The organism is Halorubrum trapanicum (genome assembly GCF_017873555.1).
Lineage (GTDB): Archaea > Halobacteriota > Halobacteria > Halobacteriales > Haloferacaceae > Halorubrum > Halorubrum trapanicum.
Genome location: NZ_JAGGKE010000019.1, coordinates 14,659 through 39,327 on the forward strand (window position 1 = coordinate 14,659; position 24,669 = coordinate 39,327).

The following is a 24,669-nucleotide window of genomic DNA, read 5'->3' on the forward strand; positions in this document are numbered from 1 at the left end:
ATTTAACGCTGTCGCCGAGACGTGAATCGGGAACACGCGGCGAGAACACGGGAGAACGAGAAGGACAGACGAGAGCGACGCGGAAGCGGCGGCGCGTCGGCCGCGCCTCTACTCCGCGTCGAGCGCGGTCGACCCGTCTGCCTCGACGACGACGACGGGGACCTCGGCGTCGCCGACGACCGTGTCGGTCGTGGAGCCGAAGACGAACCGACCGACCGTCCCCGTCGTCGGCGCGCCCACGACGACCAGGTCGTAGTAGGGCGACTGCTCGACGACCGCGCCCGCCGCGGTCCGGTCCTCGACGAGCCACCGGTCGGCGCGGTCGAACCCGCCGAGCCTGTCCTCGGCCGCGTCGAGGAGTCGCTCGCCGGCCGCGACGTAGTCGGTGCCGTCCGCGTCGCCGGGACCGTCAGCGGGGGCGGCAGTTCCGCTCGCGCCCTCGTCGGGTCCGGCGTCGGCGAGCGCCGCGTCCGAGGGGACGACGTGGAACAGTTCGAGCCACGCGTCGGTCGCCGCCGCGATCTCCCGCGCGACGTCGACGGTCGCTCCCGAGTGCGGGCCGGGACCGACCGCGACGAGGACCGAGGAGACGCGGTCGGGACGCTCCGCGCGGTCGGCGCCGTTCAGCGATACGTCGGCCGCGGCGGCGACGTCGACCGCGTCGTCGACCGCGGGTCCGATCACGGAGTCGCCGACCGCGAGCGAGTCGACCGCGGCGGAACCGCCGCTCGCGGTCGACTCGCTCGAACCGCCGCGGGCGCCGCCGTTTCGGGTCCCGCCGTTTCGGGTGCTCCCACCGTCGGCGTCGCTCCCGTTCATACGCGAACGTCTGACGCTCGTCAGATAAATCCCGTTGGTTCCGGTCCCGTTCCGGCCGAGCGCTCGCGCCGCGAGGCCCAGCGCCGGGAGCCTCGGGGCGTCACTCCCGGAAGACCGGCATCACTCTCGGAAGAACTCCTCGCGCTCGAACGGCTCGTCTTCCCCCTCCACGGCGAGCACATCGAGCGCGGTCACCTCGGCGCCGACGCCGAGCAGGCCGGCGAGGCTCGGCTCCGTCCGGCCCTCGTCGCTCGATATCAGCTCCTTGATGTAGAGCCCGCCCTCGCCGCGGATCTCGACGGCCGCGTGGCGCGGGTCGTCGAGTTCGGCGGTCACCTCGTAGGCGTCGCGCTCGCGGGTGATGCTCGCGCGGCGGTGGTCCACCCGGTTCGGCGTGTACTGCTCGACGGTCGCCCCCTCCAGCTCGGCGACCGCGTCGGCGAGCGCGTCGGCGTCGACGTCGGCGTCGAACGTCACCCGCGCCCGGTAGCGCTTCGCGGCGCCGTGTTCCTTCACGCGCTCCACCATGTCGTACGTCGCGAGCCGGAGGCCCTCGACCTCGACCGCGCCGTCGGCGAACGCGTTGATGTCCGACTGGAGGCGGTCCGTGTCGACCCGGCGACGGCGCGGCTCCTCGACCTCGATCACGAACGGGCGGCCGGTACCGAGCATCAGGGCGTCGACGTCCTCGCGGCCCGCGCCGTGGAACGTCGCCTCCGTCCCGTCCATCACGTCCTCGACGACCGGGGCGGTGTACTCCTCGACGCTGTCGTCGTAGAGGTAGCCGGAGCCGCCGCAGTGGTCGCAGGGGTCCGCGCCCTGCCGCCCGGACCCCTTACACTCCCGGCAGGGCCACTCTGTCTGCGGGATGTCGCGCTCCAGCTTCCGGTAGCGGCCGTAGACGAACGTGGAGTTCACCTTCGCGTCAACCTCGTCCTCGGCGAGATCGATCGTGAACTGAACGTCCGGGCGGTCGAAGGAGACCTCGGTGTCGGTGCGGCGTCCGAACCGCTTTCCGACCTCGCGGTTGAACTCGGATTTGAACGGTTCGCCCGCGTCCTCGTCGAGACCGGCGTCCGCGCGGAGCAGGGCCTCGTTCTCCTCGATCAGCGGCGGCGGGCGCGTGCCGACGTTGTACGTGGCGAACTCGACTCCCTCGACCGCCTCCGCGGCGCGGTCGGCCCACGCGTCGAACTCGACGCAGCGCCCCTCACAGACCCAACACTCTGCCATTTCGACCGGCTCGTGGTCCTCGTCGTCGCGCAGCGCGAGCGAGACGCGGAGCGCCGAGCCGCGGTCGGCGTTCGACAGCCCGAAGCTCCGGTCGGCGACGAGCCGACCGAGGCAGGCGTCGCACACCGGCCCGGTCGCTGTCGCGCGCGCCGCGACGTCGAGTACGTCCATACGGTCTCCAGCGCGCCGCGTGGTAACTGTCTTACTACTCGGTCGGGGAACGGCTGTCCGTCCGGTCGGGGAAGGACGCCCGCAGTCGGATCGTTCAATGTCGCCCGGCCGGAGGAACCCGTATGGGAACGCCACTCGACTCGCGGGAGGAGCAGGTCGCGGAGGTCTTAGACCGGCTCTACGAGGAATACCCCGACTCGACCATCTCGCTCAACTACTCGAACCGGCTGGAGCTGCTAATCGCCGTGATCCTCTCGGCGCAGTGCACGGACGAGCGGGTGAACGAGGTGTGCGCCGACCTGTTCGAGACGTACGAGACTCCCGAGGAGTACGCGAACGCGCCCCAAGAGGAGCTGGCGGCGGCGATCAACTCGATCACCTACTACAACAACAAGGCGAAGTACATCCGCTCGGCGTGCGCGGACATCGCCGAGGCACACGACGGCGAGGTCCCGGACACGATGTCGGAACTGACGGATCTGGCCGGCGTCGGCCGCAAGACCGCCAACGTCGTCCTCCAGCACGGCCACGACGTGGTGGAGGGAATCGTCGTCGACACCCACGTCCAGCGGCTCACGCGGCGGCTGGGAATCACGGAGGAGGAGCGCCCGGAGGCGATCGAACAGGACTTGCTCGACATCGTCCCCGAGAGCGACTGGCAGCAGTTCACGCACCTCATGATCGACCACGGGCGGGCGACGTGTACCGCGATCAACCCCGACTGCGCGGACTGCGCGCTCGCTGACGTCTGTCCCTCCGAGAAGGGCGACGGCGACGTGGACCTGGCGAGCGGCGAGGCGTGGTAGGAGACGGAAACGAGGAGAGACCGATGACGTTCGGTGGGTAGTATTTAAAGACCCCGCAGATGAGGGGAACCGCCCGAATCCGTCCCGCTGAAAGGGAACTCGCTTCTCGGTTTATACAGTTATCCGGCGTATCCGTAAGTGAGGAGAGACACAATGTCCACCAAAAACACGAACGAGTTCGGCGGAGAGATCGGCGGGATCACGCTGTTGGGGAAGGCGCACTCGCTGTCGGCGCTGTTCATCGTCCTGCTTCGGGCGACCATCGGCGGGATGATCCTGTTCGCGGGTCTCGGGAAGGTCTCGGAGTGGCCGTTCGACGCCGCGGGCTACCTCGCGAACGTCGCCCCCGCGAGTCCGGTCAGTGGCCTGTTCGGCGCGATGGCCGCCAACGCGACGCTAATGGAGTTCGTCAACGTGTTCGTGCCCGCGACGCAGCTGCTCATCGGTCTCGCGCTCATCGCCGGGGCGTTCGTCCGGCTGGCCGCGCTCGGCGGGGCGTTACAGATGACGCTGTTCTACCTCGGCGGGTGGAGCGGCGACGTCCTCGCCCTGTTCGACTCGACGCTGGTGTACGCGATCGTGTTCCTCACGGTCGCCGCGTTCGGCGCGGGCCGCGTCCTCGGCCTCGACGCCTACATCGAGCGGATCGAGGTGGGCGGGCAGGCGCTCGTCGAGAAGTTCCCGGCGCTCCGGTACGTCCTCGGGTAAGCGGGGACGAAATCGGGCGAGGGAATCTGGCGCGTGACCGCGCGCCGCCGACTCGTTTTCGATACGCACAGTACAGTTCGGCCGGTTCGATTTTCGTACTCAGTTTTGTGACGGAGAGCGGCCGCGATGCTACCGCTCGTTTATAAATGGCTGACTGTGGATCGCCGGAGAACGCCTCCAAAGCCCCAGCCGTGAGGCGGGCGCACGCTCGCTGCGCTCCTCGGTCGGTCGCTCGTTTCACTCGCTCTCTCCCTGTGGTGCTTGCGTCGCCTGCGCCCGCCTCACGGCTGCCCCTTTGAGTCCCGCCCGACCGCACAGCACCGCAGCCTCACGCCTCCCCAGCCTCGTCGGTCGCCGTCGCTTCGCTCGGCGACCGACTCCCTCGCGCGTGCTGGCTCGCGACCGCCTTCGGCGGCCGCTCGCAGGCACGCGCCACCGCGACCGCCCGCCGTTTATAAGTTGACGAGTCGACTGCGCGAATCATTTAAATAGCCGCTCGCGACACCGGCGCTCCGTTTCGGGTTCCAATCCATATAAGACCGCGCGGGCGGAACGGAGGCGTAATGGAACTCGGTTCGCGGGACGCGTTCTCCCGGATGGGGACGCTCGGCATCGAGGAGGAGTTCTACATCGTCGATGCCGACGGCCGCCCCACGTCCGGGACTGACGACCTCGTGTACGGCCGCGACCCGCCCGCGGCGGTGCCGGAGGGGTTCGACCACGAACTGTTCGAGTGTACCATCGAAGCGCAGACGGAGCTGATCGAGGACCCGTCGAACGCCGCAGACGCGCTCGAAACGGTGCGCGAGGCGCTCGTCGACCACGCCGCCGCCGACGGGTACGGCATCGCGGCCGCGGGACTCCATCCGGCGGCGAAGTGGCGCGAACTCGACCACGTTCAGAAACCTCGGTACCAGGCCCAGCTCGATCGGATCCAGTACCCCCAACACCGGAACACGACCGCGGGACTCCACGTCCACGTCGGCGTCGACGACGCGGACAAGGCCGTCTGGATCGCGAACCGGTTGCGGTGGCACTGCCCGGTGCTGCTCGCTTTGTCCGCGAACTCCCCGTTCTGGAACGGGTTCGACACCGGGCTGGCCTCGGCCCGCGCGAAGGTGTTCGAGAACCTCCCGAACACGGGCGTCCCCTCCGCGTTCGACGACTTCGACGCGTTCCAGCGGTACGAGCGCCGGATGGTCGAGACGGACTCCATCGCGGACCGCGGCGAGCTGTGGTTCGACGTGCGCCCCCACACCGGTCACGGCACCGTGGAGGTCCGCGCCCCCGACGCGCAGCGCGACCCGGAGGTGACGCTCGCCCTGGTCGAGTACGTCCGCGCGCTGGTCGTCGACTACGCCGCGCGGTACGAGGACGGCGAGTCCCCGACGACGCTGCGCCGCGAGCTGCTCGACGAGAACAAGTGGCGCGCGATCCGGCGCGGTCACGACGCCTCGTTCGTCGACCGCGACGGCGAGGGGACGACCCCGCTGGCTGAGGTCGTCGACGCGGAGTGCGACCGACTCGGAATCGACGGTATCCGCGAGGTGTACGAGGCGGAGAGCGGCGCCGCGCGCCAGCGCCGGATCCGCGAGGAGTCGGGCGCCGACGCGCTGCGAGAGGGCCTCCTCGTGAGGGCCTGACGCCGGACGGGGAGAGCGGCGCAGGGTGCCCCTCGCCCGAGAAGTTTCGTCGGAACGAAAGCGACGAGAAACCCTTTTGCCCGCGTAGCCCCCAGTTTCCGTCATGACCACGGACGATTCACCTGCCGATCCGGGAGACGACGCGGAGGAGTCGCCGACGGAACGGACCCGCGAGGAGCTTCGGAAGACGAAAGAGCGGCTCGGCGAGGGCGCCGACAGGGCCGTAAAGGGGTTCGACGACAACGTCGTCGACCTGCTCGCGTGGGTCCTCGACACGGAGACCCGAGCGCGCATCTACGTCTATCTCCGGGACAACCCCCACAGCACGAGCGACGAGGTCGCCGACGGCACCGGACTCTACCCCAGCACCGTCCGCGAGGCGCTCGCCGAACTCCACGACGAGGGCACCGTCGAGCGGGGCAAGCGGAAGGCGGAGGGCGCGGGCAACAACCCCTACGAGTACGAGGCCATCGCGCCGAGCGAGCTGGTCCGCGGCGTCGTCGGCGACGTCCAGGCGGAGCTGAACGCCGTCTTCAACCTCGACCGGCGCCTCGGCGGCGAGTCGCCCGACGGCGACGCCGAACCGGTTCAGATCTCCGTCGACGGCGAGGGCGACGAGGACGAAACCGAGATCGACGATGCGGACGGTGAAGACGACGAGGACGAAACCGAGGGCGGCGACGCGGACGACCGCGAATCCGAGAACTGAGACGGACCGCGATCCCCTTCAGCGCCGACCGACCGCGGTTCGGGACCATTTAAGTTCGACCCGCGCAACGGAGAGACATGAACGTCGCGCTGGGGGGTACGTTCGACCCCGTTCACGACGGCCACCGCAAGCTGTTCGAACGGGCGTTCGAGCTGGGTGACGTTACCGTCGGACTCACTTCCGACGACTTAGCGCCGGAGACCCGACACGTCGAGCGGTACGTCCGTCCCTACGACCGGCGCGAGCGCGACCTGGAAGCGGAGCTGGCCCCGCGAGCCGAGCGCCACGGGCGCGAGTACGAGATCCGGAAGCTGACCGAGCCGACCGGCATCGCGGTCGAGCCGGAGTTCGACGCGCTCGTCGTCTCCCCCGAGACGAAGGCGGGCGGCGAGCGGATCAACGAGATCCGCGCCGAGCGAGGCCACGACCCGCTCGAACTGGTGATCGTCGACCACGTCGCGGCCGAGGACGGCGAACGCATCTCCTCGACGCGGATCGTGGCCGGCGAGATCGACGAACACGGCAACCTCACCCCCGACCGCGAGGGACGGGGCGCGACGCGACCGGAATGACCGACGGGAACGCGACCGAGGGCGGCGCGGCCGGGTCCGACCCGCCTGAGTCCGGCACCGCGGCGCTACGCCGAATCCTCCTCGGCGAGACGGGCTTCGAGCGCGCGACGGTCTGGAGCGCGGTCGGACTGGCGCTGTCGTACGTCGCCTTCGACGCGACCGCCGCGGTCGGGATCGGTGCCGCCGAAACCGCCGGCGGACTCGCCGCGGTGACGGCGCTGGGCGCGCTCGCGTTCGCCGCGACCGGCGGCGGCGCGCTCCCGACGGTGCTGCTCGCGTACGGGCCCTTCGCCGGGACGCTGCTCCGCGCGGTCGGACCGGCGCCGTACGCCAGTCCGTTCGCCGCCGACGGACCGACGCTCCTCGCGGTCGCCGAACCGCTCGGCGTCGCGGTCGCCGCCGCGGTCGCGGTCGGCGTCGCGGCCGCGGTGGTCGGATTCGTCGTCGGTCGAACTGAGGACTGAGCGGTCCAGATCGCGCCGCGACGCGTACTCCCCTTTCAGTCGTCGAGTTTCCCGTTCAGCACCTTCGCGGCGACGAGTATCGGGTCCCACACCGGACTGAACGGCGGCGCGTACGCGAGGTCCAGCCGCTCGACCTCGGGAACGGTCATGTCCGCCTCGACGGCGGTCGCGAGGGTGTCGATCCGGATCGCGGCGCGGTCGGTCCCGGCGATGCTCCCGCCGAGGAGTCGCCCGGTGTCGCGGTCGGCGACGAGCGTCACGTCGGTCTCGGCCGCGCCCGGGTAGTACCCGGAGCGCGACCCCGCGGTCACCGTCTCGCTGACAGGATCGAAGCCGGCCGCTTCCGCCTCCTCCGGGTCTACGATCCCGACGCGAGCGGCCTCCGTGTCGAACGCTTTGACGGCCGCGGTGCCCGCGATGTCGCCGACGGGCGTCGGGTCGCCCGCGACCGTCGCGCCGACGGCCCGCCCGGCGCGGTTCGCGGTGAGTCCGAGCGGCGTCCAGTCGGGTTCCCCGGTCACCGCGTGGCGCGCGGTCGCGCAGTCGCCCGCGGCGTACACGTCCGGGAGACTGGTGCGGCCGTGGTCGTCGACGCGGATCGCGTCTCCCGGCCCGCGGTCGAACCCGGTACCGTCGAGGAGGTCGGTGTTCGGTCGGATCCCGACGCCGACGACCGCCATGTCGACCGCGGTCCGCTCGGGTGAGGCCCCGTCGGTCCCGCCGCCGATCTCGACCGCCTCGATCCGGTCGTCGCCGACGAGCGCCTCGACCGGCGCGTCGGTGTGAACGGTGACGCCCTCGGCTTCGAGCGCCGCCTCGACCCGGTTCCCGACCGTCTCGCCGAACGGAGAGAGGAGGTGGCCGGAGCGGTGGAACACGTGGACCGAGAGGCCGCGCTCCGCGAGCGCCTCCGCGACCTCGACGCCGACGTAGCCGCCGCCGACGACCGCGACGGTCTCGGGCGCCGGCATCGCCGCGTTGCGGTCGACGCGCTCGCGGTCGACCGCGCTCACGTCGGCGCGGGCCGGGTCGTAGGCGTCCGGCTCAGCGACGTACGCGTCGATGGCGGCTGCCGCGTCCATGTCATGGAGCGTGAACGCGCCGTCGACGCCGCGCACGTCGAAGGGACCGGTGGTCGCTCGCGCCCCGGTGGCGACGAGCAGGTCGCCGTACGCCTGTTCGAACCGGTCGCCGTCGGCCGTCTCGACGGTGACGCGCTTCGCGTCGGGGTCGACGGCGACCACCTCGCGGTCGCGCCGGAGGTCGATGCCCCGCTCGTCGACCTCGCTCGGCGACAGCGACAGGAGGTTCGACATGCGGTCGACGTAGCCGGCGACGAAGTAGGGCATCCCGCAGTAGGCGTACGAGATCCACCGGCCCTTCTCGAAGACGACGACCTCGCGGTCTGGCGCCTCGCGGCGGAACTTGCTGGCCGCGCTCAACCCCGCCGCGTCGGCCCCGACGACCACGAACGGATCGCTCATAGCCGGACATCGGCGGGACGGGTGAAAAAGTCACGCCGCGGGTGCGGGCGGGGCGCGCGGCCGGACGAGTGCGGACCGAACGCGCGGCCGCCGGCGTTCAGTCGTCTCCGTCGTCCGCCAGCCGCGAGAGCGTCTCGCGGGCGTTCGCGACCGCCTTCTCCTTTTTCGCGGGGTACGCCTCGACCTTCGTGCGGACGGTGATCCCCGGACCGAGCCGGACCTCGCCGCGGAACGCCGCCTGCTTGTCGAGGCGGAGGAACAGCGCGCAGTTGTCGTCGACCCGCTCGTCCAGCTCCCCGAGGACGCGGTCGAGGTCCTCCAGCTCGGAGAGCCGGTCGAGCACGTGTCGCATCTCGTCGGCGGTCTCGACGCGCGCCGAGAGCACGACGATCCGGTCCCCGTGATGGCCCACGTTCTCGACGCGGTCGAGCTCGACCTCCTCGGGTAACAGCGAGTACAGCGCCTGCTCGACCCGTTTTTCGTCCTCCGTGGCGTACGAGAACGCCCGGAGGTCGACGTAGTGGAAGGGGACTTTCGGCATGCGGTACGAGTGGGGGCGGCGTTACTCCTCGCTCTCGACGGCGTCGAGCGCGTCTTCCGGGACGCCCGTCTCCTGGCCGTCCTCGAAGCTGACCGTGTACGTCGCGTCGCCGAACATCGTCTCCATCACCTGCGTAATCGTCCCCGTCTCGCCGTCGTACTCGCTGTGTTTGTCGTGGAGCACGACCTCGTCTTCCTTCTCGAAGCTCATGGCGTTTCGTTCCGGTGGGACGCTTAAAAGCGCGCGGATCCGGACCGACGCCGCGGGGAGCCGGACGGGGAAAACCGCCTCACTCGACTCCCAGCGGCGCCGCCTCACGCCACCGCGAGCAGCGCCGCGCCGAGCGCGACCAGCAGCGCGAGTCCCACCGCGAGCCAGACGAGGGCGCTGTCGACGGCGAGCGCGAGCGCGACGCCCGCGGCGACCGCGAGGAATCCGAAGACCGCGCCCGCGATTCCGCCGCGCTGGACGAGACGGTCGAGCGCGTTCACCGCGCGCTGCCTGGGCGGGAGGTCCGGGCTGCGCTCCGGTGGCGCCGAGAGGGCCTCGTCGACGGCGACCGGCTCCTCCGGGGTCTCGGTCGACGGGTCGACCCGCACGTCGACGTAGCGCGTGTTCGACCCGTAGCCGGTGACGATCTTCAGCTTCCCGCGGACCGGTTCGTCGACGTCGGCCGTCGAGACGTGGACGTGGCGGGTGGCCTCGTCGGCGACGAAGTGGTTGCCCTCGTCGAGCGCGGCCACCCGGTCGAGGTCGTCGTCGAAGTGAAGGTGAACGTGCGTCGAGCGCCCGCTGTTGTCGAGCACGACCGGAAACGGCCCGTCCGCGGCGAACGAGTCCGGCGCGTCGATGTCGTGGACCGCCTCCCCGTTCAGTTCGACGTCGAGTGTCGGCACGGTGGCACCCACGACCCCGTACTAAAAAAAGATTCACACGACCAAGGGGTTCGGCGACGTCGGCGAGCCGCCGGCCCGCAAGCGCCTGCTCGGGACGGAACCGCTACGCCGCGGCCTCTTCGCGCATGTCCGGCGGCAGGAGGTTCGGGATCCCGTCCTCGATCGGGTACGTCTCGCCGCACTCCGTACACGTGAGCGTCCCGGCGAGGACCTCCGCGTCGTCCGCGTCGTCGATGTCGAGTTCGAGGGCCGCCTTGTCGAGCGGACAGCAGATCACGTCCATCAGGGATTCCTTCATACCGCTCGGTTGAGCCGGACCGATAAAAAAGCGTGCGGGTCGCGGCCGCCGCGGTGGGTTCGGAGCGCCGGAGCGGTCCGCGCCGGTGCCCCGCTCGACCCGGATAACAACCTCTTTGCCGTCGCGCGGCGGCCACCGTGACATGGGAATTCCGGCGGAGCGGATCGAGCGGCTGTTCGTCCTCGCCCGCGAGGCGGTCGTCGACGACGAGTACGACCGCGCCCGCGAGTACGTCGCCCGCGCCCGCCGAATCGCCGAGCGGAACCGCTGCGGGATCCCCGCCGAACTCTCCAGGCGCGCCTGCGACGACTGCGCCGTCTACCTCCGCCCCGGCAAGACGAGTCGCGTCCGGACGCGCCCCGGGCGCGTGGTCGTCCGCTGCACCGAGTGCGGGGCGACGGCGCGGTACCCCTACGGCGGGGAGTGACCGCGGCGGCGGGGGGCGCGACCGAGACGGCGCCCCGCGACTACTCGGCGCGTTCGCGCAGTTCCGAGAGTACCGAGACCGTTCCGTCCATGAACCCCTCCTCGACCACCTCGTCGGCGGCCTCGCTGGCGGCGTCGTCAGCGTTGGCGACCGCGTACGACTCGCCGGCGACGCCGAACGTCGACACGTCGTTCTCGCTGTCGCCGACCGCGACGAAGGCGGCGGGGTCGACTCCGAGCGCGTCGGCGACGACGCCGAGCGCCCGGCCCTTGCTCACCCCGGTCGACTTCACGTGGTAGGCGTAGCCGGTGTCGACGACCTCCACGTCGTCGACGGTCGCGGCGACCTCGCGCAGGAGCGCCCCGTCGGCGTCGGGCGAGAGCGCGACCTCCGTCTCGCGCCAGCGGTTCACCGTGTCGCCGTCGCCCCACCCGACCTCGCCGCCGCGTTCGCGGAACGCCTCGACGACGGCCCGCGCCGCGTCCGGGTCGCCGACGACCGTCGTCTCGCCGTCGGCGTACGCGACGCCGCCGTTCTCCGCGATCACCGTCTCCTCGCGGCCGAGGAAGTGCGCGAGCGCGACCGGGTACGGGAACGCCTTCCCGGTGGCGAACACGACCGGCGCGTCCCACGCGGGCAACAGCTCGAAGACCCGCGGATCGATCCGGCCGGTCGGCGTCGTCAGCGTGCCGTCGATGTCGAGCGCGAGGGGCGGAACCATACCCGAAGTCGGCGACTCGGCGACAACTGTCTTCCGTTCGATCGGAGGGGAGCCGAATCCGCCCGGCGGGCGCGCCGGGCGGGGGTGTCCGAGCCCGGGCTATCCGGTTCGAGCCTGCCGGTCGAACAGCTCGCGGAAGACCACGGTCGGGAAAAGCGGCACGAGCCGGCTCGGGGGACGCCCCTTGCCGTCGCTCCGGTGGACGGTCACGCGTTCGAGCAGGCCGGCGTCGGCCAGTTCGTAGAGGACGCGGCGCACCGTCGACGCCGAGAGGTCGACCCCCGGGCGCGCCGCGATGGCCTCCGTCGCCGCACCGACCGTGGAGCGCTCGTCGTCCGAGAGACCGGCGAGCTCGTAGAGGAGCCGCTGGCGGCTCTCGGGGAGCGCGAGGACGCGGCCCAGCGCCACGCAGGGGCGCGGGACGCCCTCGATGCCGGTGTCGACGTCGGCCGAGCGAATCGTCGACGCGCCCGCCCGTTCCGCGCTGACCGCCGCGCCCATCACGGCGGCGAGCGCGTCGTGGGCGTCGCCAGCGGACCACTCGACGATATCGCGGATCTGGTCGTGGGTGAGCGCGTCGCGGCCGAGTCCGGTCGAACACCGGCTCGTCAACAGCTCGACGAGGACGTGCCGGCGGTACTTCGCGAACTCGACCGTGCTCTCCGGCTCCCAGTCGATCGCGTCCGGCGGGTCGCGGCCGATACACGCCGGGACGAGCCGCTCGCCCACGTCGGTGAGCCAGCCGATCAGCGTCGACGCCGGCGGCGTCTCGACCTCGTTGGTGTGGTCGACGGCGACGACGAGGTCGGGACCGGTCCGCATCACGTCGCGCAGCGATTCCGCCAGCTCCTCGGTGCCGATCCCGTGGTCCGGGACGGGGTCGTCGCTCATCGCGGCCAGCATCGCGTGGTACAGCCGGAACCGGGTCGACGCGTGCCGGGCGTCGACGTAGACGAACCCGGGGATCGTCGGCTCGACCGCTCGCGTCGTCGTCTGGATCGCTTGCCGCGGGCCGCTGTGGGTCGAGAGGCGGTCGAACAGCGCGGAGACGACCGCCGACTTCCCGCTCCCCTTCGGTCCGTACACGTAGAGGCTCGGGGGGAGCGACCCGGAGAAGGCGGGGGCGAACACGTCGAGCAGGCGCTCGATCGCCGGACCGCGGCCGACCGGTGACTCGGCGTGAGAGACCGGTGAGACGGCCTCGAAGTCGGCGAGCACGCTCAGGCCGGTGTCGTAGCCGAGCCGTCGCTCGATCCGGTCGTCGATATTCACGGTCGACCCTCCGTGATAGCCGAATAAAACTGACACGAACCGGGGTCGATGCGAGTCCGGTCGCGGTCGGGACCGCTGTCGCCGTCGCGAGTGAGGTCGCCGTCGCGAGTGAGGTCACCGTCGCGAGCGGCGGCGGCCTCGCCCCGGCGACTGCCGTCGCTCCCGGAACGAGCGCGGCGGCGTCGGTCGCGTAACCGGTCTGGTCTCATTGGATCGGCGGCTTGGTCTGGAGGGTGCTTTCGCGTGTGAACCGTCCGTAACCGTACGAGGGGGACCGACGCGGTGTCGGCTCCCGCGCGCGGTCTCAGAGGTACCCGGCGTTCGGCAGGACGCCGAGGATGGCGAGAATTCCCACGCCGAGCATCATGATCGCGATGGCCATCGCCGGCGGGTCCACGTGAGTCCCGGAGTGCGAGTAGAACATCCGCTGGGTGACCTCGCCCACGAGACCGCTGAGCGCCCCGAAGGCGCCCGCCGCCAGCAGCGCGACGACGCTGCCCGCGACGGGGGCGATGACGACCGCGCCGACCGCGCCGAGCAGCGTGATGTGGTGGGTCACCGGGATCTTCTCGACCCCGAGGTTGAGGAACAGCAGACTCATCGCGGAGATGCCGTAGCCCATGAAGATGCTCCCCGTCTGGAGCCAGATGTAGCCGCCGAGAACCCCGCCGACGAGACCGATGGCGGTGACGCCCGACCACTTGTACTGGTGCGGGAGCCACGGCTCGGTCGCCGGGCGACCGGCGTGCTCCTCCTGTCCGCTGTCGGCCTTCGGGTGGTCCTCGCCGCGCTCGAAGGGAGACATGTCGAGGAGTCCGTCGCCCGCCGGCTTCCCGACGATCGGGTAGCCGAAGACGGGACGGGCGAGGAACGCGGTCGCGAACACCGACACCGCGATGAAGTCTGTCGGCGGCGTGATCTCGATCACGTTGATGAAGAGCCCGTTCGCGAGCTGGGTGATCAGCATCCCGATCACGCCGAAGACGGCTCCGACCGCGAGGATGTCCGGCTTCGTGCCGAACGCGTACGTGATGTCCTTCCCGAAGTGGTACCCGCCGTCTGCGGGGTTCATCTCGGGATACTTCTTCCCCGCGTACGCCGAGGCGGCCACGCCGCCCGCGAACGCGATGTGCGGGCCGGTGACCGCCCCGAACCCGATAACGCCGGTGATGCCGACCGCGAGCTCGCCGGCCGGCACCGCGTCGAGCTGGCCGACCTGGCTCTGGAGAACGTTGAGTCCCTCGCCGAGGAAGACGACGAACCCGGTAAAGATGAACGAGGGAAGCGCGCCGAGCGCGGCGCCGAACGCCCCGCCCGCGAGAGCGGTGATGAGGAGTAGGAGGAACTGGTCGACCTCCATCCCGATCACCGGAACCTGAAGGAGTAGTTCGTTCATGGATTACTCCTCCTGTGCCCAGTCGAGGGACTTCTCGACGGCGTCGCCCCAGCGGTCGTACAGCTTGTCGACCTCTTCTTGGTCCTTCTCCGGGGAGAACTCCCGGTCGATCTGCCAGTTGTCGCGGAGCTCGTCGACGGAGTCCCAGTAGCCGACCGCCAGCCCCGCGGCGTACGCGGAGCCGAGCGCGGTCGTCTCGTCGACCTCCGGTCGGGCGATCTCCGTCTGGATGATGTCCGACTGGAGCTGACAGAGGAAGTTGTTCTTCACCGCGCCGCCGTCGACGCGGAGGCTCGTCGTCTCCACGCCGGAGTCGGCCTCCATCGCCTCGGCCACGTCGCGGGTCTGGTAGGCGATCGATTCGAGCGTCGCCCGGACGATGTGCTCCTTGCCGGTGCCGCGGGTCATCCCGACGATGGTCCCGCGAGCGCGACCGTCCCAGTGCGGGGCGCCGAGTCCCGTGAACGCCGGGACCATGTAGACGCCGTCGGTCGAGTCGACCGAGCGCGCCAGCTCCGCGGTCTGGGCCGCGTTGTTGATCAGGTCGACGTCTTCGAGCCACTCGATTGCGGCGCCGGTGATGAAGATGGACCCCTCCAGCGCGTACTGGACGGGTTCACCGGACATCTGGAACCCGATCGTCGTCAGCAGTCCGTGGTCGGACTCGACGGCCTCGGCTCCCGTGTTCATCAGGTAGAAGGAGCCGGTGCCGTAGGTGTTCTTCGCGTCGCCCTTGTCGAAGCAGGTCTGGCCGAACAGCGCGGCCTGCTGGTCGCCCAGCGCGCCCGCGACCGGGACGTCTTCGCCGAGGAAGCCGTCGGCGTCCGTGTGACCGTAGTGGTCCTCGTCGGAGGAGGGGCGCACCTCGGGCACCATCTCCTTCGGCACGTCGAACTCGTCGAGGAGTTCGTCGTCCCACTCGAGGTCCCGGATGTTGTACAGCATCGTCCGGGAGGCGTTGGTGACGTCCGTGATGTGGTTGCCCGTCAGGTTGTAGATGAGCCACGAGTCGATGGTGCCCATCACGAGTTCGCCCGCGCGGGCGCGGTCGCGGAGGTCGCCGCCCCGCGAGCTCTGCATCTTGAGCGGCTCGGCGTTGTCGAGAATCCACTCGGTCTTGGTCGCGGAGAAGTACGCGTCGGCCTCCAGGCCGGTCTTCTCGCGGATATCCTCGACTTTCCCCGCCTCCTGAAGCTCCTCGACGCGGTCGGTCGTCCGGCGGTCCTGCCACACGAGGGCGTTGTGGACCGGTCGTCCGGAGTCTTTGTCCCACACGACCGTCGTCTCGCGCTGGTTAGTGATGCCGATCGCTTCGAGCTGATCGGCGTCGAGTCCCGCGTCGGCGAGGCCGTCGAGGACGACCTGCTTGGTGTTCTCCCAGATCTCCGTCGGATCGTGTTCGACCCACCCCGGATTCGGGTAGATCTGCTCGTGCTGTTCGTAGGCGTTCGCGACGACCTGCCCCGCGTGGTCGAACACCATGAATCGGGTGCCGGTCGTCCCCTGGTCTATCGCACCGACGTACTGTGTCATGTTGTGGATCCCTCCTGTGGCGCTGGTCCGTGCGCGCGGTGTTCGGGGCGCGCTCGCCGTCGAGGGCGACCCCGGTGCCGCGTCTGCTACCGCGTCGCGCGGTCAGCGAGCCAGACCCGTCCGGAGCCGACTCGAGACCGCTGCGGGGCGTATCGACCCCGCCGCAACATATCTTCACGGAAGCTACCACGCCAATCGTGAACATAATGTACTACCATAATAATCTTCCTGTTGAAATCCGAACATCGCCCCGGATGAAAAAGACCAGTATATAAAAACACCGGCTTCGACAGCGATTACACTACTTGAATGTCCCTGATAGTTATGGGTAGGGCGCGTCGGGAGGTAAAGTAAAGTGGTCGTGGTCTAAGAACCTTTCATGGATAGACAAGTGGACGTCGTCGTCGTCGGTGGGGGGTCGACGGGGTGCGGCGTCGTCAGGGACCTGGCGCGACGCGGACTCGATACGGTCCTCGTCGAGAAGGGGAACCTGACGCACGGCACGACCGGACGGATGCACGGGCTCCTCCACAGCGGGGGTCGCTACGCGGTCTCGGACCAGAAGAGCGCGGAGGAGTGCATCGAGGAGAACCGGGTCCTCCGCGACATCGCGGCCCACTGCGTCGAGGAGACCGGCGGGCTGTTCGTCAAGCGGCCCGAGGACTCCGAGGAGTACTTCCAGGAGAAGCTTGAGGGGTGTCGCGCCTGCGACATCCCCGTCGAAGTCATCGACGGCGAAGAGGCACGCCGCCGCGAGCCGTACCTCGCGCGCGACGTGGAGAAGGCCATCGCGTTGCCCGACGGCGCGGTCGACCCGTTCCGTCTCTGCGTGTCGAACGCCGCGGACGCCCGCGAGCACGGCGCGCGGATCGAGACGCACGCCCCGGTGACGGACGTGCTCGTCGAGGACGGCGAGGTCGTCGGCGTCGAGATCGAACACGAGACCGGTCCAGGGAAGCGCGTCCACCGCGAACCCGGGACGACCGAGGAGATCCGCGCGCGCCACGTGGTCAACGCGACCGGCGCGTGGGCGGGCAACGTCGGCGAGATGGCCGGCGTCGACGTGGAGGTGCGCCCCTCGAAGGGCGTGATGACGGTGATGAACACCCGGCAGGTCGACACCGTGATCAACCGCTGTCGGCCGAAGGGCGACGCCGACATCGTCGTCCCCCACGAGACCGCCTGTATCCTCGGCACGACCGACGAGGAGGTCGACGACCCCGAGGACTACCCCGAGGAGGACTGGGAAGTCGACCTGATGATCGAGACACTCTCCGAGCTCGTGCCCGCGCTCGAAGACGCACGGACGCTCCGCTCCTTCTGGGGCGTCCGCCCCCTCTACGAGCCGCCGGGAACGGGCACCGAGGACCCGACGGACATCACCCGCGACTACTTCCTGCTCGACCACGGCGACCGCGACGACCTGCCGGGGATGACGACCATCGTCGGCGGGAAGCTCACCACCTACCGGATGATGGCCGAGTCCATCTCCGACCACGTCTGTGACACCCTCGGCCACGAGGCGACCTGCGACACCGCCGACGCCCCCCTGCCGGGCTCCGAGAGCGAGGCGCGTATGGCGGAGTTGATGGACGAGTTCGGGCTGCGCTCACCCGTCGCCCGGCGCTCGGGCCAGCGGCTCGGCTCGCGAGCGGACGACGTGCTCGACGAGTACGACCCGAACCCGATCGTCTGTAACTGCGAGAGCGTGACCCGCGCGGAGGTCCAGGACGCGATCGGCGAGGCCGGCTCCGACCTCAACGCGGTCCGCCTGCGGACCCGCGCCTCGATGGGGAACTGCCAGGGCGGCTTCTGCACCCATCGGATCGCCGCGGAGCTGGCCGAGGAGTACCCGGAACCCGTCGTCCGCGACGCCGAGGACGAGCTGTACCAGGAGCGCTGGAAGGGCCAGCGCCACGCGCTGTGGGGCGAGCAGCTCTCGCAGGCGATGTTGAACCACCTGCTCCACGCGACGACGATGAACCGCGACGGCGACCCGGCGAACCTCGACGAGGAGGTCGACTTCGGCGCGTTCGACGACGGGACGGAGTCGCCCGACGCCGGCGGTACCGCGGGCGAGGCCGGAACGGCGGCGACCGACGGTGGCCGCGCAAGTGACGACGCGGCCGCCGATGGTGGCCGCGCAAGTGACGACGCGGCCGCCGATGGTGGCCGCGCAAACGACGACGCGGCCGCCGACGGTCGCCGCGCAAGTGACGACGCGACCACGGACGGGGGGCGCTGATGGCGATAAACAGCGACGTCCTCGTGGTCGGCGGCGGTCTCGCCGCGATCACGGCCGCGGTGTCGGCGGCCCGCGAGGGCGCGGACGTGCGGCTCGTCTCCCACAAGGCGAGCACGCTGCGGCAGGCCTCCGGGCTGATCGACGCGCTCGGCTACGTCCCGGCGACGGAGCCGGCCAAGCCCCTCCGAGACGGGCCACCGACCGCGGGGCGCGAACTCGACCCCGACGAGTGGCCCGATCCGGAGGGACCGCTCGCGGACCCGTACGAGGGGATCGAGCGGCTCCCGGAGTCGCACCCGTACCGGATCGTCGGGAGCGACGCGCTCCGGGACGGACTCGACCTCTTCGACGACCTCGCGGGCGACGCGTACCGCGGGGGACACACCGACCGCAACGCGCTCGTGCCGACGTTCGGCGGCGCGGTGAAGCCGACCGCGCGGTACCCCGCGGCCGCCGAGGCGGGACTCGCCAGCGACGACCGACCGATGCTGGTCGTCGGGTTCCGGTCGCTGACGGAGTACGACGCGCGCGCCTTCGCGGGGCGGCTGGAGGCAGCGGGCGTCCCGTTCGACGCCGCGGGGGCCGAGGTCGAGTTCGCGGAGGCGTTCCGCGCCGACGCGAAGGTCACCCGGCTCGCGAAGGCGCTCGACCACGACGAGGAGATCGACGGCGTCCCCGCCCGCGAGGCGCTCGCGAAGGCGGTCTCCCCCCACCTCCACGACGTGGTCGACGAGTCGAGCGGCGTCGACCGCGTCGAGCGCGTCGGCTTCCCGGCGTTCCTCGGCGACGACGAGGGCGACGAGGTCCGCGCCGAGCTCGCGGACCGGCTCGGCGCCGACGTCTTCGAGATCCCGATGGGACCGCCGAGCCTCCCCGGACTCAGGCTGGAGGACCAGCTGTTCGACGCGCTCGACGCCGAGGGCGTCCGGTTCGAGACCGGCAACCCCGTCGTCGGCGTCGAGTCCGCAACCGACGGGCGGGTGGAGTCGGTGGCGGTCGACCGGAAGGGGCGGACGGCGCCGTACGGCGCCGACGCGTTCGTGCTGGCGACCGGCGGTCTCGTCGGGAAGGGACTCGACTCCGACCGCGATGGCGTCCGCGAACCCGTCTTCGACCTCCACGTCGACCAGCCGGAGGACCGGTACGAGTGGTTCGTCGACGACGCGTTCGGCGACCAGCCGTACGCGCGGTTCGGGGTGCGGCCCGACGAGCGGTGTCGGCCCACCGACGCCGAGGGGGAGGCACAGTACGAGAACGTGTTCGCGGCCGGCGGCGTCGTCGGCGGCGCGGACGCGGCGAGAGAGAAGTCCGCGAGCGGGGTCTCGCTCGCGACCGGCATCGTGGCCGGGCGGCAGGCGGCGACGGAGGCGACCCAATGACACGACACACGGAGGACGACGGAGACGCGGGGGACGCGAACGGAACGACAGAAACGAGCGGCGGGCGCGACACGGGAGGTTGCGGCTGCGGAGAGCCGGCCCCGGGCGTGCCGGAGGCCGGCCGCGACGAGCAGCCGTCGATATTCGTCCCCGACGAGGGAGAGGTTCCGGAGGCGGACGCGATCGGCGCCCGCGGCTCCGGGTCCGTCGACTCGGGCGGCGCCGCCGGCGACCCCGCCGCGGAGCGCGCCGCCACCGACGGCGGCGTCGAGAGCGCGTCGAGCGGGAGCGCGACCGGCGGCACCGACTCGACGGAACTCGACCCGGACGCGTACGACCCCGTCGACGTGTTCCCCGGCGGCGACCTCGACCTCCGCGAGGGGGCCGACTCCTGTTACAAGTGCACGAGCTGTGACACCTCCTGTCCGGTGGCGGAGGTCGACGACGAGTTCCCCGGCCCGAAGTTCCAGGGCCCCGAGCAGTGGCGGCTCAAGCGGAAGGACGACCACGACATCGACGAGTCGATCACCTCCTGTTCGAACTGTATGCGCTGTGACGACGCCTGCCCCTCCTCGGTGCCGCTCTCGCAGATGCACAACGAGGCGCGCGGGCAGTTCGTCGAGCGGCAGATGGAGAAGCTCTCCGTCGAGTACATTCGGAACCGGATCTTAGCGAACTACCACACGTCGGCGAGCCTCGCGAGCATGTTCCCGCGGACGGCGTCGTTCGCGATGAACTTCGGGCCGGCACGGTGGGCGATGGAGAAGGTGATGGGGATCCCCAAGGAGCGCGACTTCCCCGAGTTCGCCACGGAGACGTTCCGCGAGTGGTGGAAGGCGCGCGGCGGCGCGAAGGTGGAGAACCCCGACAAGCGCGTGGCGTACTTCCACGGCTGCTACTCCAACTACAACACCCCCGAGGTCGGCAAGGCGATGGTACGCGTCTACGAGCACTTCGGCTACGAGGTGATGGTGCCGCCCCAGAAGTGCTCGGGCACCCCGATGTTCGCGAACGGGATGCTGAAGGACGCCCGGCGCCACGCCGAGACGAACGTCGAGAACCTCGTCGAGGCCATCGGGGAGGGCGCCGACGTGGTCGCCTCCTGTACCTCCTGTTCGATGTCGCTCCGGCAGGAGTACCCCGAGCTGTTCGACCTCCACGGGATCGACGACCTCGCCGAACACACCTTCGAGGCGCTGGAGTACCTCCGGATCCACGAGGACCTGGAGGGCGAGCTCGACGCCGCCGGCGGGCTGGACGACGAGCGCGAGTTCGCGTACCACGCGCCGTGTCACGCCCGCAATCAGGGGCTCTCTCGGCAGGCCGTCGAGACGTTCCGCGACGTCGACGGCGTGACGATGGAGGATGTCGGCGACTCCTGTTCGGGCATCTCCGGCACCTACGGCTGGAAGGAGGAGAAGTACGAGAAGTCGATGGAGATCGGCGCGGAGATGTTCGAGCACATGGAGGACGCCGACGGCGAGGTCGGGATGACGGAGTGTCCGACCTGCGCGATGCAGATGGAACACGGCACCGGTTACGAGATCGAACACCCCCTCCAGCTGCTGGAGCAGACGCTGGGCGCGTAGACGGGTCGGGTGAGCGGTCGCCGGGCGGACTGCGAGCGCGAGCCCGCCCGCCCGCCCGCCCGACCGCCCGCCCGCCCGAATACCCCGTTCTCAACCCCGATAACTGTGCGGGAATCCTTATGACTCGGACCCGTTCAGTGCGGAACACGTGACTCTCGAACAGTTTCTCGAACGCTTCGACGGACCCGAGCGCTCCGTGGTCGTCGTCAACCGCACCGACCCGGATCCCGTTTTGAACATGCTCGTGGACACGTTCGGCGACGACGCAGTGCGAGTGGTGGACGGTCGCGTGACCGATCGCGCAGGCGACGGCCGGGAGATCGACCGCGCGGGCGACGGCCGCGTGACCGACGGCGCGGGAGCAGTCGAGACCGACCGGAACGTCGGTCTGACCGCCCGCGAACTGGCGACGACCGGCGCGGTCGACGGCGAGGACGAGGTCGTCCCGTCCATCGACGTCGAGGTGCTCCGCCGCCACGAGGGCGTCCCGTTCGACGGCGGCGACGCCGACGAGATCGAGAACCTCGTGCTGCTCATGGAGGACGACGAGGTGGTGGCCGGCTCGACGCTCACCGAACTCGGCGACGCGGTGCTCTTCGTCAACTCGGACCTCTACATCACCGGCAGCCGGTCGCTGAGCGACGTCGACCTCCCGTCGGTGATAAGCGGTCTCGACGACGCGACGTTCACGCTCCGCGGGTATCCCGAGTCGAACCGACAGAAGCTGCTCCTCATCACCGTCTCGCGATTCATCGAGCGGGCGGCGTGGACCGCCGGTGACGGCACCCTCCGCTCGTCGTTCCAGCGGCTCTCGCGCATCGACGACGAGGTCGGAACGCGGACCGTCTACGAGCGGATCGCCGACACCGGCGTCGACACGCACCTCTACGGCGTCCCGGACGAACTCCCGGCGGACCTCGACGCGGTGATCCACGCCGGCGACGACTCCGACTTCACCGACAGCTGGTTCGTTGTCTATCGACCGCCGGAAGGGCCGCATTCCGCCGAGAGCGACCCGGACAGCGACCTCGTACGCGGAATCGAGGGCGGCGTCGGACTCCTCGCGGTGGAGACCGAGCCCCGCGTCTGGCGCGGCCTGTGGACGTTCGATACGGATCGGCTCTCGCGGATGAACCGCTACATCGAGCGGAACCTGTAGCCTCGACACTAATTTCCTCCCGGCCGGCGCCGTCCGTATCCAACCCGTGCGTTCATATCCTCGGAGCGGTGACGGGCGGCCATGTTCACGGAGCGGTCCGCGCTCGTCGACGACGGACGCCCGATGCGCGGGTACGGCGTCGCGGTGACCCCCGGCCGCGACGGGCCGCTGGTCCTCGTCGCCGGCTACGGCGAGCCGAACCGACTGTACGCCCGGGAGGGCGACCGCTTCGCCGACACCGCCTGCGGCATCGTCGCCGACGGGACGCGCCACGGGATGGGCGTGTGCGCGGCCGACCTCGACGCCGACGGCTGCGAGGAGGTGTACGTCCACAACTGCGCGCGCGGCGTCGACGGCGGCGACCCCGACCTGCTCTTGAGCCGACTGGAGGCCGACCGGTACCGCTGGACCGACGTGTTCGCCCGCGAGGTGAACGCCGACCGCATCGACGTCCGCGCCGGCCGGTCGGTCGCCGCCCTCGACCGGCTGGGGACGGGTCGCTACGGTGTCGCCGTCTCCGGCTACGCCGCCCCGCTCGCCTTCTACGAGCTGGGCGACGACGGCGAGATCACCGACATGGCCGAGGCGGTCGGGCTGGAGGTCGAGGGGGGCTGTCGCTCGCTGCTCGCGGTCCCGTATCGCTCCCGCGAGGGCGACCTGTTCGCGGGCGTCGAGAGCGGCCCGAACCGCCTCTTTAGCAACCGCGACGGCCACTACGCTCGGACCGACGGCGGCCCCGACCTCTCGGATCCGGGCGGCGACACGCGCGGCGCCGCGGTCGTCGACGAGGGTGGGACGTTCGCGCTCGCGGTCGGCAACGAGGCGGCGCCGAGCCGCCTCCTTCGCTGCGCGCCCGGCGGCGAGTACGACGACGTGGCACCGCCCGCGCTCCGCGACGCCGGCGCGGTCCGGACGGTGGTCGCCGCGGACTTCGACAACGACGGCCGAGAGGAGCTGTTCTTCAACGTCTGCGGCGCCGAGAACCGGCTGTTCGAGCGAGTGGACGGCTCCGGCGAGTCGTCGCGCTGGGAGTCCACCGCGCTCGGCGCGGCCGCGGAGCCGGACGGGTTCGGCACCGGCGCGGTGGCGGCCGACCTCGACGGCGACGGCGCGCTCGAGCTCCTCGTCGTCCACGGCGAGGTCGCCGCGCAGCCGGTGACGGCGTACAGCGACCCCGACGCGGCGGACGCCGGCTGGCTCCGCGTGCGCCCGACGACGCGGCACGGCGCGCCGGCGCGGGGCGCCGTCGTCACGCTGGAGACCGCCGACGGCGTTCAGCGGCGGACGGTCGACGCCGGGGGCGGGTGCCTCTGCCAGACGGAGCCGGTCGCGCACTTCGGACTCGGAGACGCCGAGCCACGGCGCGTGGACGTGCGGTGGCCCGACGGCCGCGAACGCACCGTCGTCGGCCCGAGCGCGGACCGAGAGATCGCGGTCAAGCACCCGTCGCGGAAGGCGGCCGACCGCGACGCGCGGACGACGCGATAGCGGCCGAACGGCTCCGGTCGAGGGGTCGCGAGAGGGACCGCGCCCCGCGGCCAGAACTTGCCGCCCTTCGCGGGTTCAAGTGCCCGCGGGCGTACGGGGGAGTATGGTGGATCCGACCTCGGAGCTCGAGGAGGACGTCGACGAGGAGTCCGCGCCGCGCTGCGCGACGTGCGGCGAGCCGGCGCTGGGGACCGGGCGCCGAACCGTCACGTGGGTCGACGGCGACGACGCCGTCCATCGACAGTTCTGTTCGGAGTCGTGTCGCGCGGACTGGGACGACGAGCGGCCGGCGGCGGACGGGTAATCCGGCGGGAGGCTTTTTGCCCGCGGGGGTGGTAGCGTTCGGTATGATTTCGCTCGACGAGGCCGTGACGGCCCGACTGGAGTCACACGGGGAGCGCTTCGAGGCCCTGATCGACCCCGACGCCGCGCTCGCGATCAAACGCGGGGAGTTCGAGGGGGACTTAGCGGAGGTCATCGCCGCGGAGGACGTCTTCGAGAACGCCTCGCGGGGGGACCGGCCGGCCGAGGAGGACCTCGAGACCGTCTTCGGCACCACGGACCCGCTCGAGATCATCCCCGAGGTCGTCGAGCGCGGGGAGATACAGATCACCGCCGAGCAGCGCGCGGAGATGCAAGAGCGGAAGCACAACCAGCTGGTGAACACCATCACCCGAAACGCCGTGAACCCGCAGATGGACGACTCGCCGCACCCGCCCGAGCGGATCGAGCGCGCGCTGGAGGAGGCGGGGTTCCAGATCGACCCGATGGAGCCGGTGGAGAACCAGGTCGACGACGCGCTCGAAGCGTTGCGTCCGGTGATCCCGATCCGGTTCGAGGAGGTGACGATGGCGGTTCAGCTCCCGGCCGACTACGCGGGGTCCGGCCAGGCGCAGATCCGGGAGTTCGGCGACTTAGAGCGCGAAGAGTGGCAGAACGACGGCTCGTGGGTCGGCGTGCTCACCTTCCCCGCCGGGCTCCAGAACGACCTGTACGACCTCGTCAACGAGGTCACGTCGGGCATCCGTCTTTAGTTAAGCCTCACACCTCGGTTGTGTAGCGGTAGCGAGCGTCTCTTGTAAGATTGGTCGTTGCTGGTGGATCTTTTGAGCGTCT

The 24,669-nt window shown here is 70.6% G+C and carries 25 protein-coding genes; 14 read left to right on the forward strand and 11 right to left on the reverse strand.

Annotated elements, in window-relative coordinates:
• Positions 1–108: 108 nt before the first annotated feature.
• The gene (locus J2744_RS14700) at positions 109–819 is read right to left on the reverse strand and encodes a universal stress protein (protein WP_210113961.1); all 711 of its coding nucleotides are present in this window, start codon (positions 817–819) and stop codon (positions 109–111) included.
• Positions 820–939: 120 nt separating this feature from the next.
• Positions 940–2,223 (reverse strand): tRNA pseudouridine(54/55) synthase Pus10, encoded by a 1,284-nt coding sequence (locus J2744_RS14705; RefSeq protein WP_210113962.1) that lies wholly within the window; start codon positions 2,221–2,223, stop codon positions 940–942.
• A gap of 122 nt (positions 2,224–2,345) precedes the next feature.
• Between J2744_RS14705 and nth the strand changes: the two genes are divergently transcribed.
• The 6 genes from nth (at position 2,346) to J2744_RS14735 (ending at position 7,125) form a co-directional block, all read left to right on the forward strand.
• Positions 2,346–3,029 (forward strand): endonuclease III, encoded by a 684-nt coding sequence (nth, locus tag J2744_RS14710; protein ID WP_210113963.1) that lies wholly within the window; start codon positions 2,346–2,348, stop codon positions 3,027–3,029.
• A 153-nt stretch (positions 3,030–3,182) separates the two neighbouring features.
• Positions 3,183–3,737: a DoxX family protein gene (locus J2744_RS14715; protein ID WP_210113964.1), complete on the forward strand. Its 555-nt coding sequence runs from the start codon at positions 3,183–3,185 to the stop codon at positions 3,735–3,737.
• A 563-nt stretch (positions 3,738–4,300) separates the two neighbouring features.
• Positions 4,301–5,380 (forward strand): glutamate--cysteine ligase, encoded by a 1,080-nt coding sequence (locus J2744_RS14720; RefSeq protein WP_210113965.1) that lies wholly within the window; start codon positions 4,301–4,303, stop codon positions 5,378–5,380.
• 103 nt (positions 5,381–5,483) lie between these two features.
• On the forward strand, positions 5,484–6,089 hold the full coding sequence (locus J2744_RS14725; protein ID WP_210113966.1) for a winged helix-turn-helix domain-containing protein: 606 nt from the start codon (positions 5,484–5,486) through the stop codon (positions 6,087–6,089).
• A gap of 77 nt (positions 6,090–6,166) precedes the next feature.
• Entirely contained in the window at positions 6,167–6,661 is a 495-nt protein-coding gene (locus J2744_RS14730; protein WP_210113967.1) for a phosphopantetheine adenylyltransferase, read from the forward strand.
• The gene (locus tag J2744_RS14735) at positions 6,658–7,125 is read left to right on the forward strand and encodes a hypothetical protein (RefSeq protein ID WP_210113968.1); all 468 of its coding nucleotides are present in this window, start codon (positions 6,658–6,660) and stop codon (positions 7,123–7,125) included. Before J2744_RS14730 ends, J2744_RS14735 begins: the two co-directional genes overlap by 4 nt.
• Positions 7,126–7,160: 35 nt before the next feature.
• On the opposite strand, the gene J2744_RS14740 is transcribed toward J2744_RS14735, so the two are convergent.
• The 5 genes from J2744_RS14740 to J2744_RS14760 form a co-directional block, all read right to left on the reverse strand.
• The gene (locus tag J2744_RS14740) at positions 7,161–8,609 is read right to left on the reverse strand and encodes an FAD-dependent oxidoreductase (RefSeq protein ID WP_210113969.1); all 1,449 of its coding nucleotides are present in this window, start codon (positions 8,607–8,609) and stop codon (positions 7,161–7,163) included.
• A 97-nt stretch (positions 8,610–8,706) separates the two neighbouring features.
• A complete protein-coding gene (locus J2744_RS14745) occupies positions 8,707–9,150 on the reverse strand; it encodes an RNA-binding protein (protein WP_210113970.1) in 444 nt (147 codons plus the stop codon).
• Between the two features lie 21 nt (positions 9,151–9,171).
• Entirely contained in the window at positions 9,172–9,360 is a 189-nt protein-coding gene (locus J2744_RS14750) for a hypothetical protein (protein ID WP_004050211.1), read from the reverse strand.
• 104 nt (positions 9,361–9,464) lie between these two features.
• The gene (locus tag J2744_RS14755) at positions 9,465–10,046 is read right to left on the reverse strand and encodes a DUF7524 family protein (protein ID WP_210113971.1); all 582 of its coding nucleotides are present in this window, start codon (positions 10,044–10,046) and stop codon (positions 9,465–9,467) included.
• A 103-nt stretch (positions 10,047–10,149) separates the two neighbouring features.
• Positions 10,150–10,344 carry a methytransferase partner Trm112 gene (locus tag J2744_RS14760; RefSeq protein WP_210113972.1) on the reverse strand — a complete coding sequence of 65 codons (195 nt, stop codon included), beginning with the start codon at positions 10,342–10,344 and terminating at the stop codon, positions 10,150–10,152.
• 142 nt (positions 10,345–10,486) lie between these two features.
• Here J2744_RS14760 and J2744_RS14765 point away from each other — a divergent pair, with 142 nt between their 5' ends.
• On the forward strand, positions 10,487–10,771 hold the full coding sequence (locus J2744_RS14765) for a ribonuclease P protein component 4 (protein WP_210113973.1): 285 nt from the start codon (positions 10,487–10,489) through the stop codon (positions 10,769–10,771).
• A gap of 40 nt (positions 10,772–10,811) precedes the next feature.
• Here the strand turns inward: J2744_RS14765 and J2744_RS14770 are convergent, their stop codons facing one another.
• The 4 genes from J2744_RS14770 to glpK all read right to left on the reverse strand — a co-directional run bounded on the left by J2744_RS14770 (position 10,812) and on the right by glpK (position 15,693).
• Positions 10,812–11,492 (reverse strand): HAD-IIB family hydrolase, encoded by a 681-nt coding sequence (locus J2744_RS14770; RefSeq protein WP_210113974.1) that lies wholly within the window; start codon positions 11,490–11,492, stop codon positions 10,812–10,814.
• A 99-nt stretch (positions 11,493–11,591) separates the two neighbouring features.
• Positions 11,592–12,764, reverse strand: coding sequence for a Cdc6/Cdc18 family protein (locus J2744_RS14775; RefSeq protein WP_210113975.1), 1,173 nt, complete (start codon positions 12,762–12,764; stop codon positions 11,592–11,594).
• A gap of 304 nt (positions 12,765–13,068) precedes the next feature.
• On the reverse strand, positions 13,069–14,160 hold the full coding sequence (locus J2744_RS14780; RefSeq protein ID WP_210113976.1) for a hypothetical protein: 1,092 nt from the start codon (positions 14,158–14,160) through the stop codon (positions 13,069–13,071).
• Positions 14,161–14,163: 3 nt separating this feature from the next.
• On the reverse strand, positions 14,164–15,693 hold the full coding sequence (gene glpK / locus J2744_RS14785; protein WP_210113977.1) for a glycerol kinase GlpK: 1,530 nt from the start codon (positions 15,691–15,693) through the stop codon (positions 14,164–14,166).
• Positions 15,694–16,072: 379 nt separating this feature from the next.
• Here glpK and glpA point away from each other — a divergent pair, with 379 nt between their 5' ends.
• From glpA to J2744_RS14820, 7 genes are all read left to right on the forward strand, one after another.
• The gene (glpA, locus tag J2744_RS14790) at positions 16,073–17,938 is read left to right on the forward strand and encodes an anaerobic glycerol-3-phosphate dehydrogenase subunit GlpA (protein WP_210113978.1); all 1,866 of its coding nucleotides are present in this window, start codon (positions 16,073–16,075) and stop codon (positions 17,936–17,938) included.
• On the forward strand, positions 17,938–19,317 hold the full coding sequence (glpB, locus tag J2744_RS14795; RefSeq protein ID WP_210113979.1) for a glycerol-3-phosphate dehydrogenase subunit GlpB: 1,380 nt from the start codon (positions 17,938–17,940) through the stop codon (positions 19,315–19,317). Before glpA ends, glpB begins: the two co-directional genes overlap by 1 nt.
• Positions 19,314–20,906, forward strand: a complete 1,593-nt coding sequence (locus J2744_RS14800) for an anaerobic glycerol-3-phosphate dehydrogenase subunit C (RefSeq protein ID WP_210113980.1) — start codon at positions 19,314–19,316, stop codon at positions 20,904–20,906. Before glpB ends, J2744_RS14800 begins: the two co-directional genes overlap by 4 nt.
• A 148-nt stretch (positions 20,907–21,054) precedes the next feature.
• Positions 21,055–22,065, forward strand: coding sequence for a hypothetical protein (locus J2744_RS14805; RefSeq protein WP_210113981.1), 1,011 nt, complete (start codon positions 21,055–21,057; stop codon positions 22,063–22,065).
• Between the two features lie 81 nt (positions 22,066–22,146).
• Positions 22,147–23,553, forward strand: coding sequence for a CRTAC1 family protein (locus J2744_RS14810; RefSeq protein WP_210113982.1), 1,407 nt, complete (start codon positions 22,147–22,149; stop codon positions 23,551–23,553).
• Between the two features lie 103 nt (positions 23,554–23,656).
• Complete coding sequence (locus J2744_RS14815) at positions 23,657–23,857, forward strand: DUF7576 family protein (protein ID WP_210113983.1); 201 nt, start codon at positions 23,657–23,659, stop codon at positions 23,855–23,857.
• Between the two features lie 43 nt (positions 23,858–23,900).
• Positions 23,901–24,587, forward strand: coding sequence for a ribosome assembly factor SBDS (locus tag J2744_RS14820; RefSeq protein WP_210113984.1), 687 nt, complete (start codon positions 23,901–23,903; stop codon positions 24,585–24,587).
• The last annotated feature ends 82 nt before the right edge of the window (positions 24,588–24,669 follow it).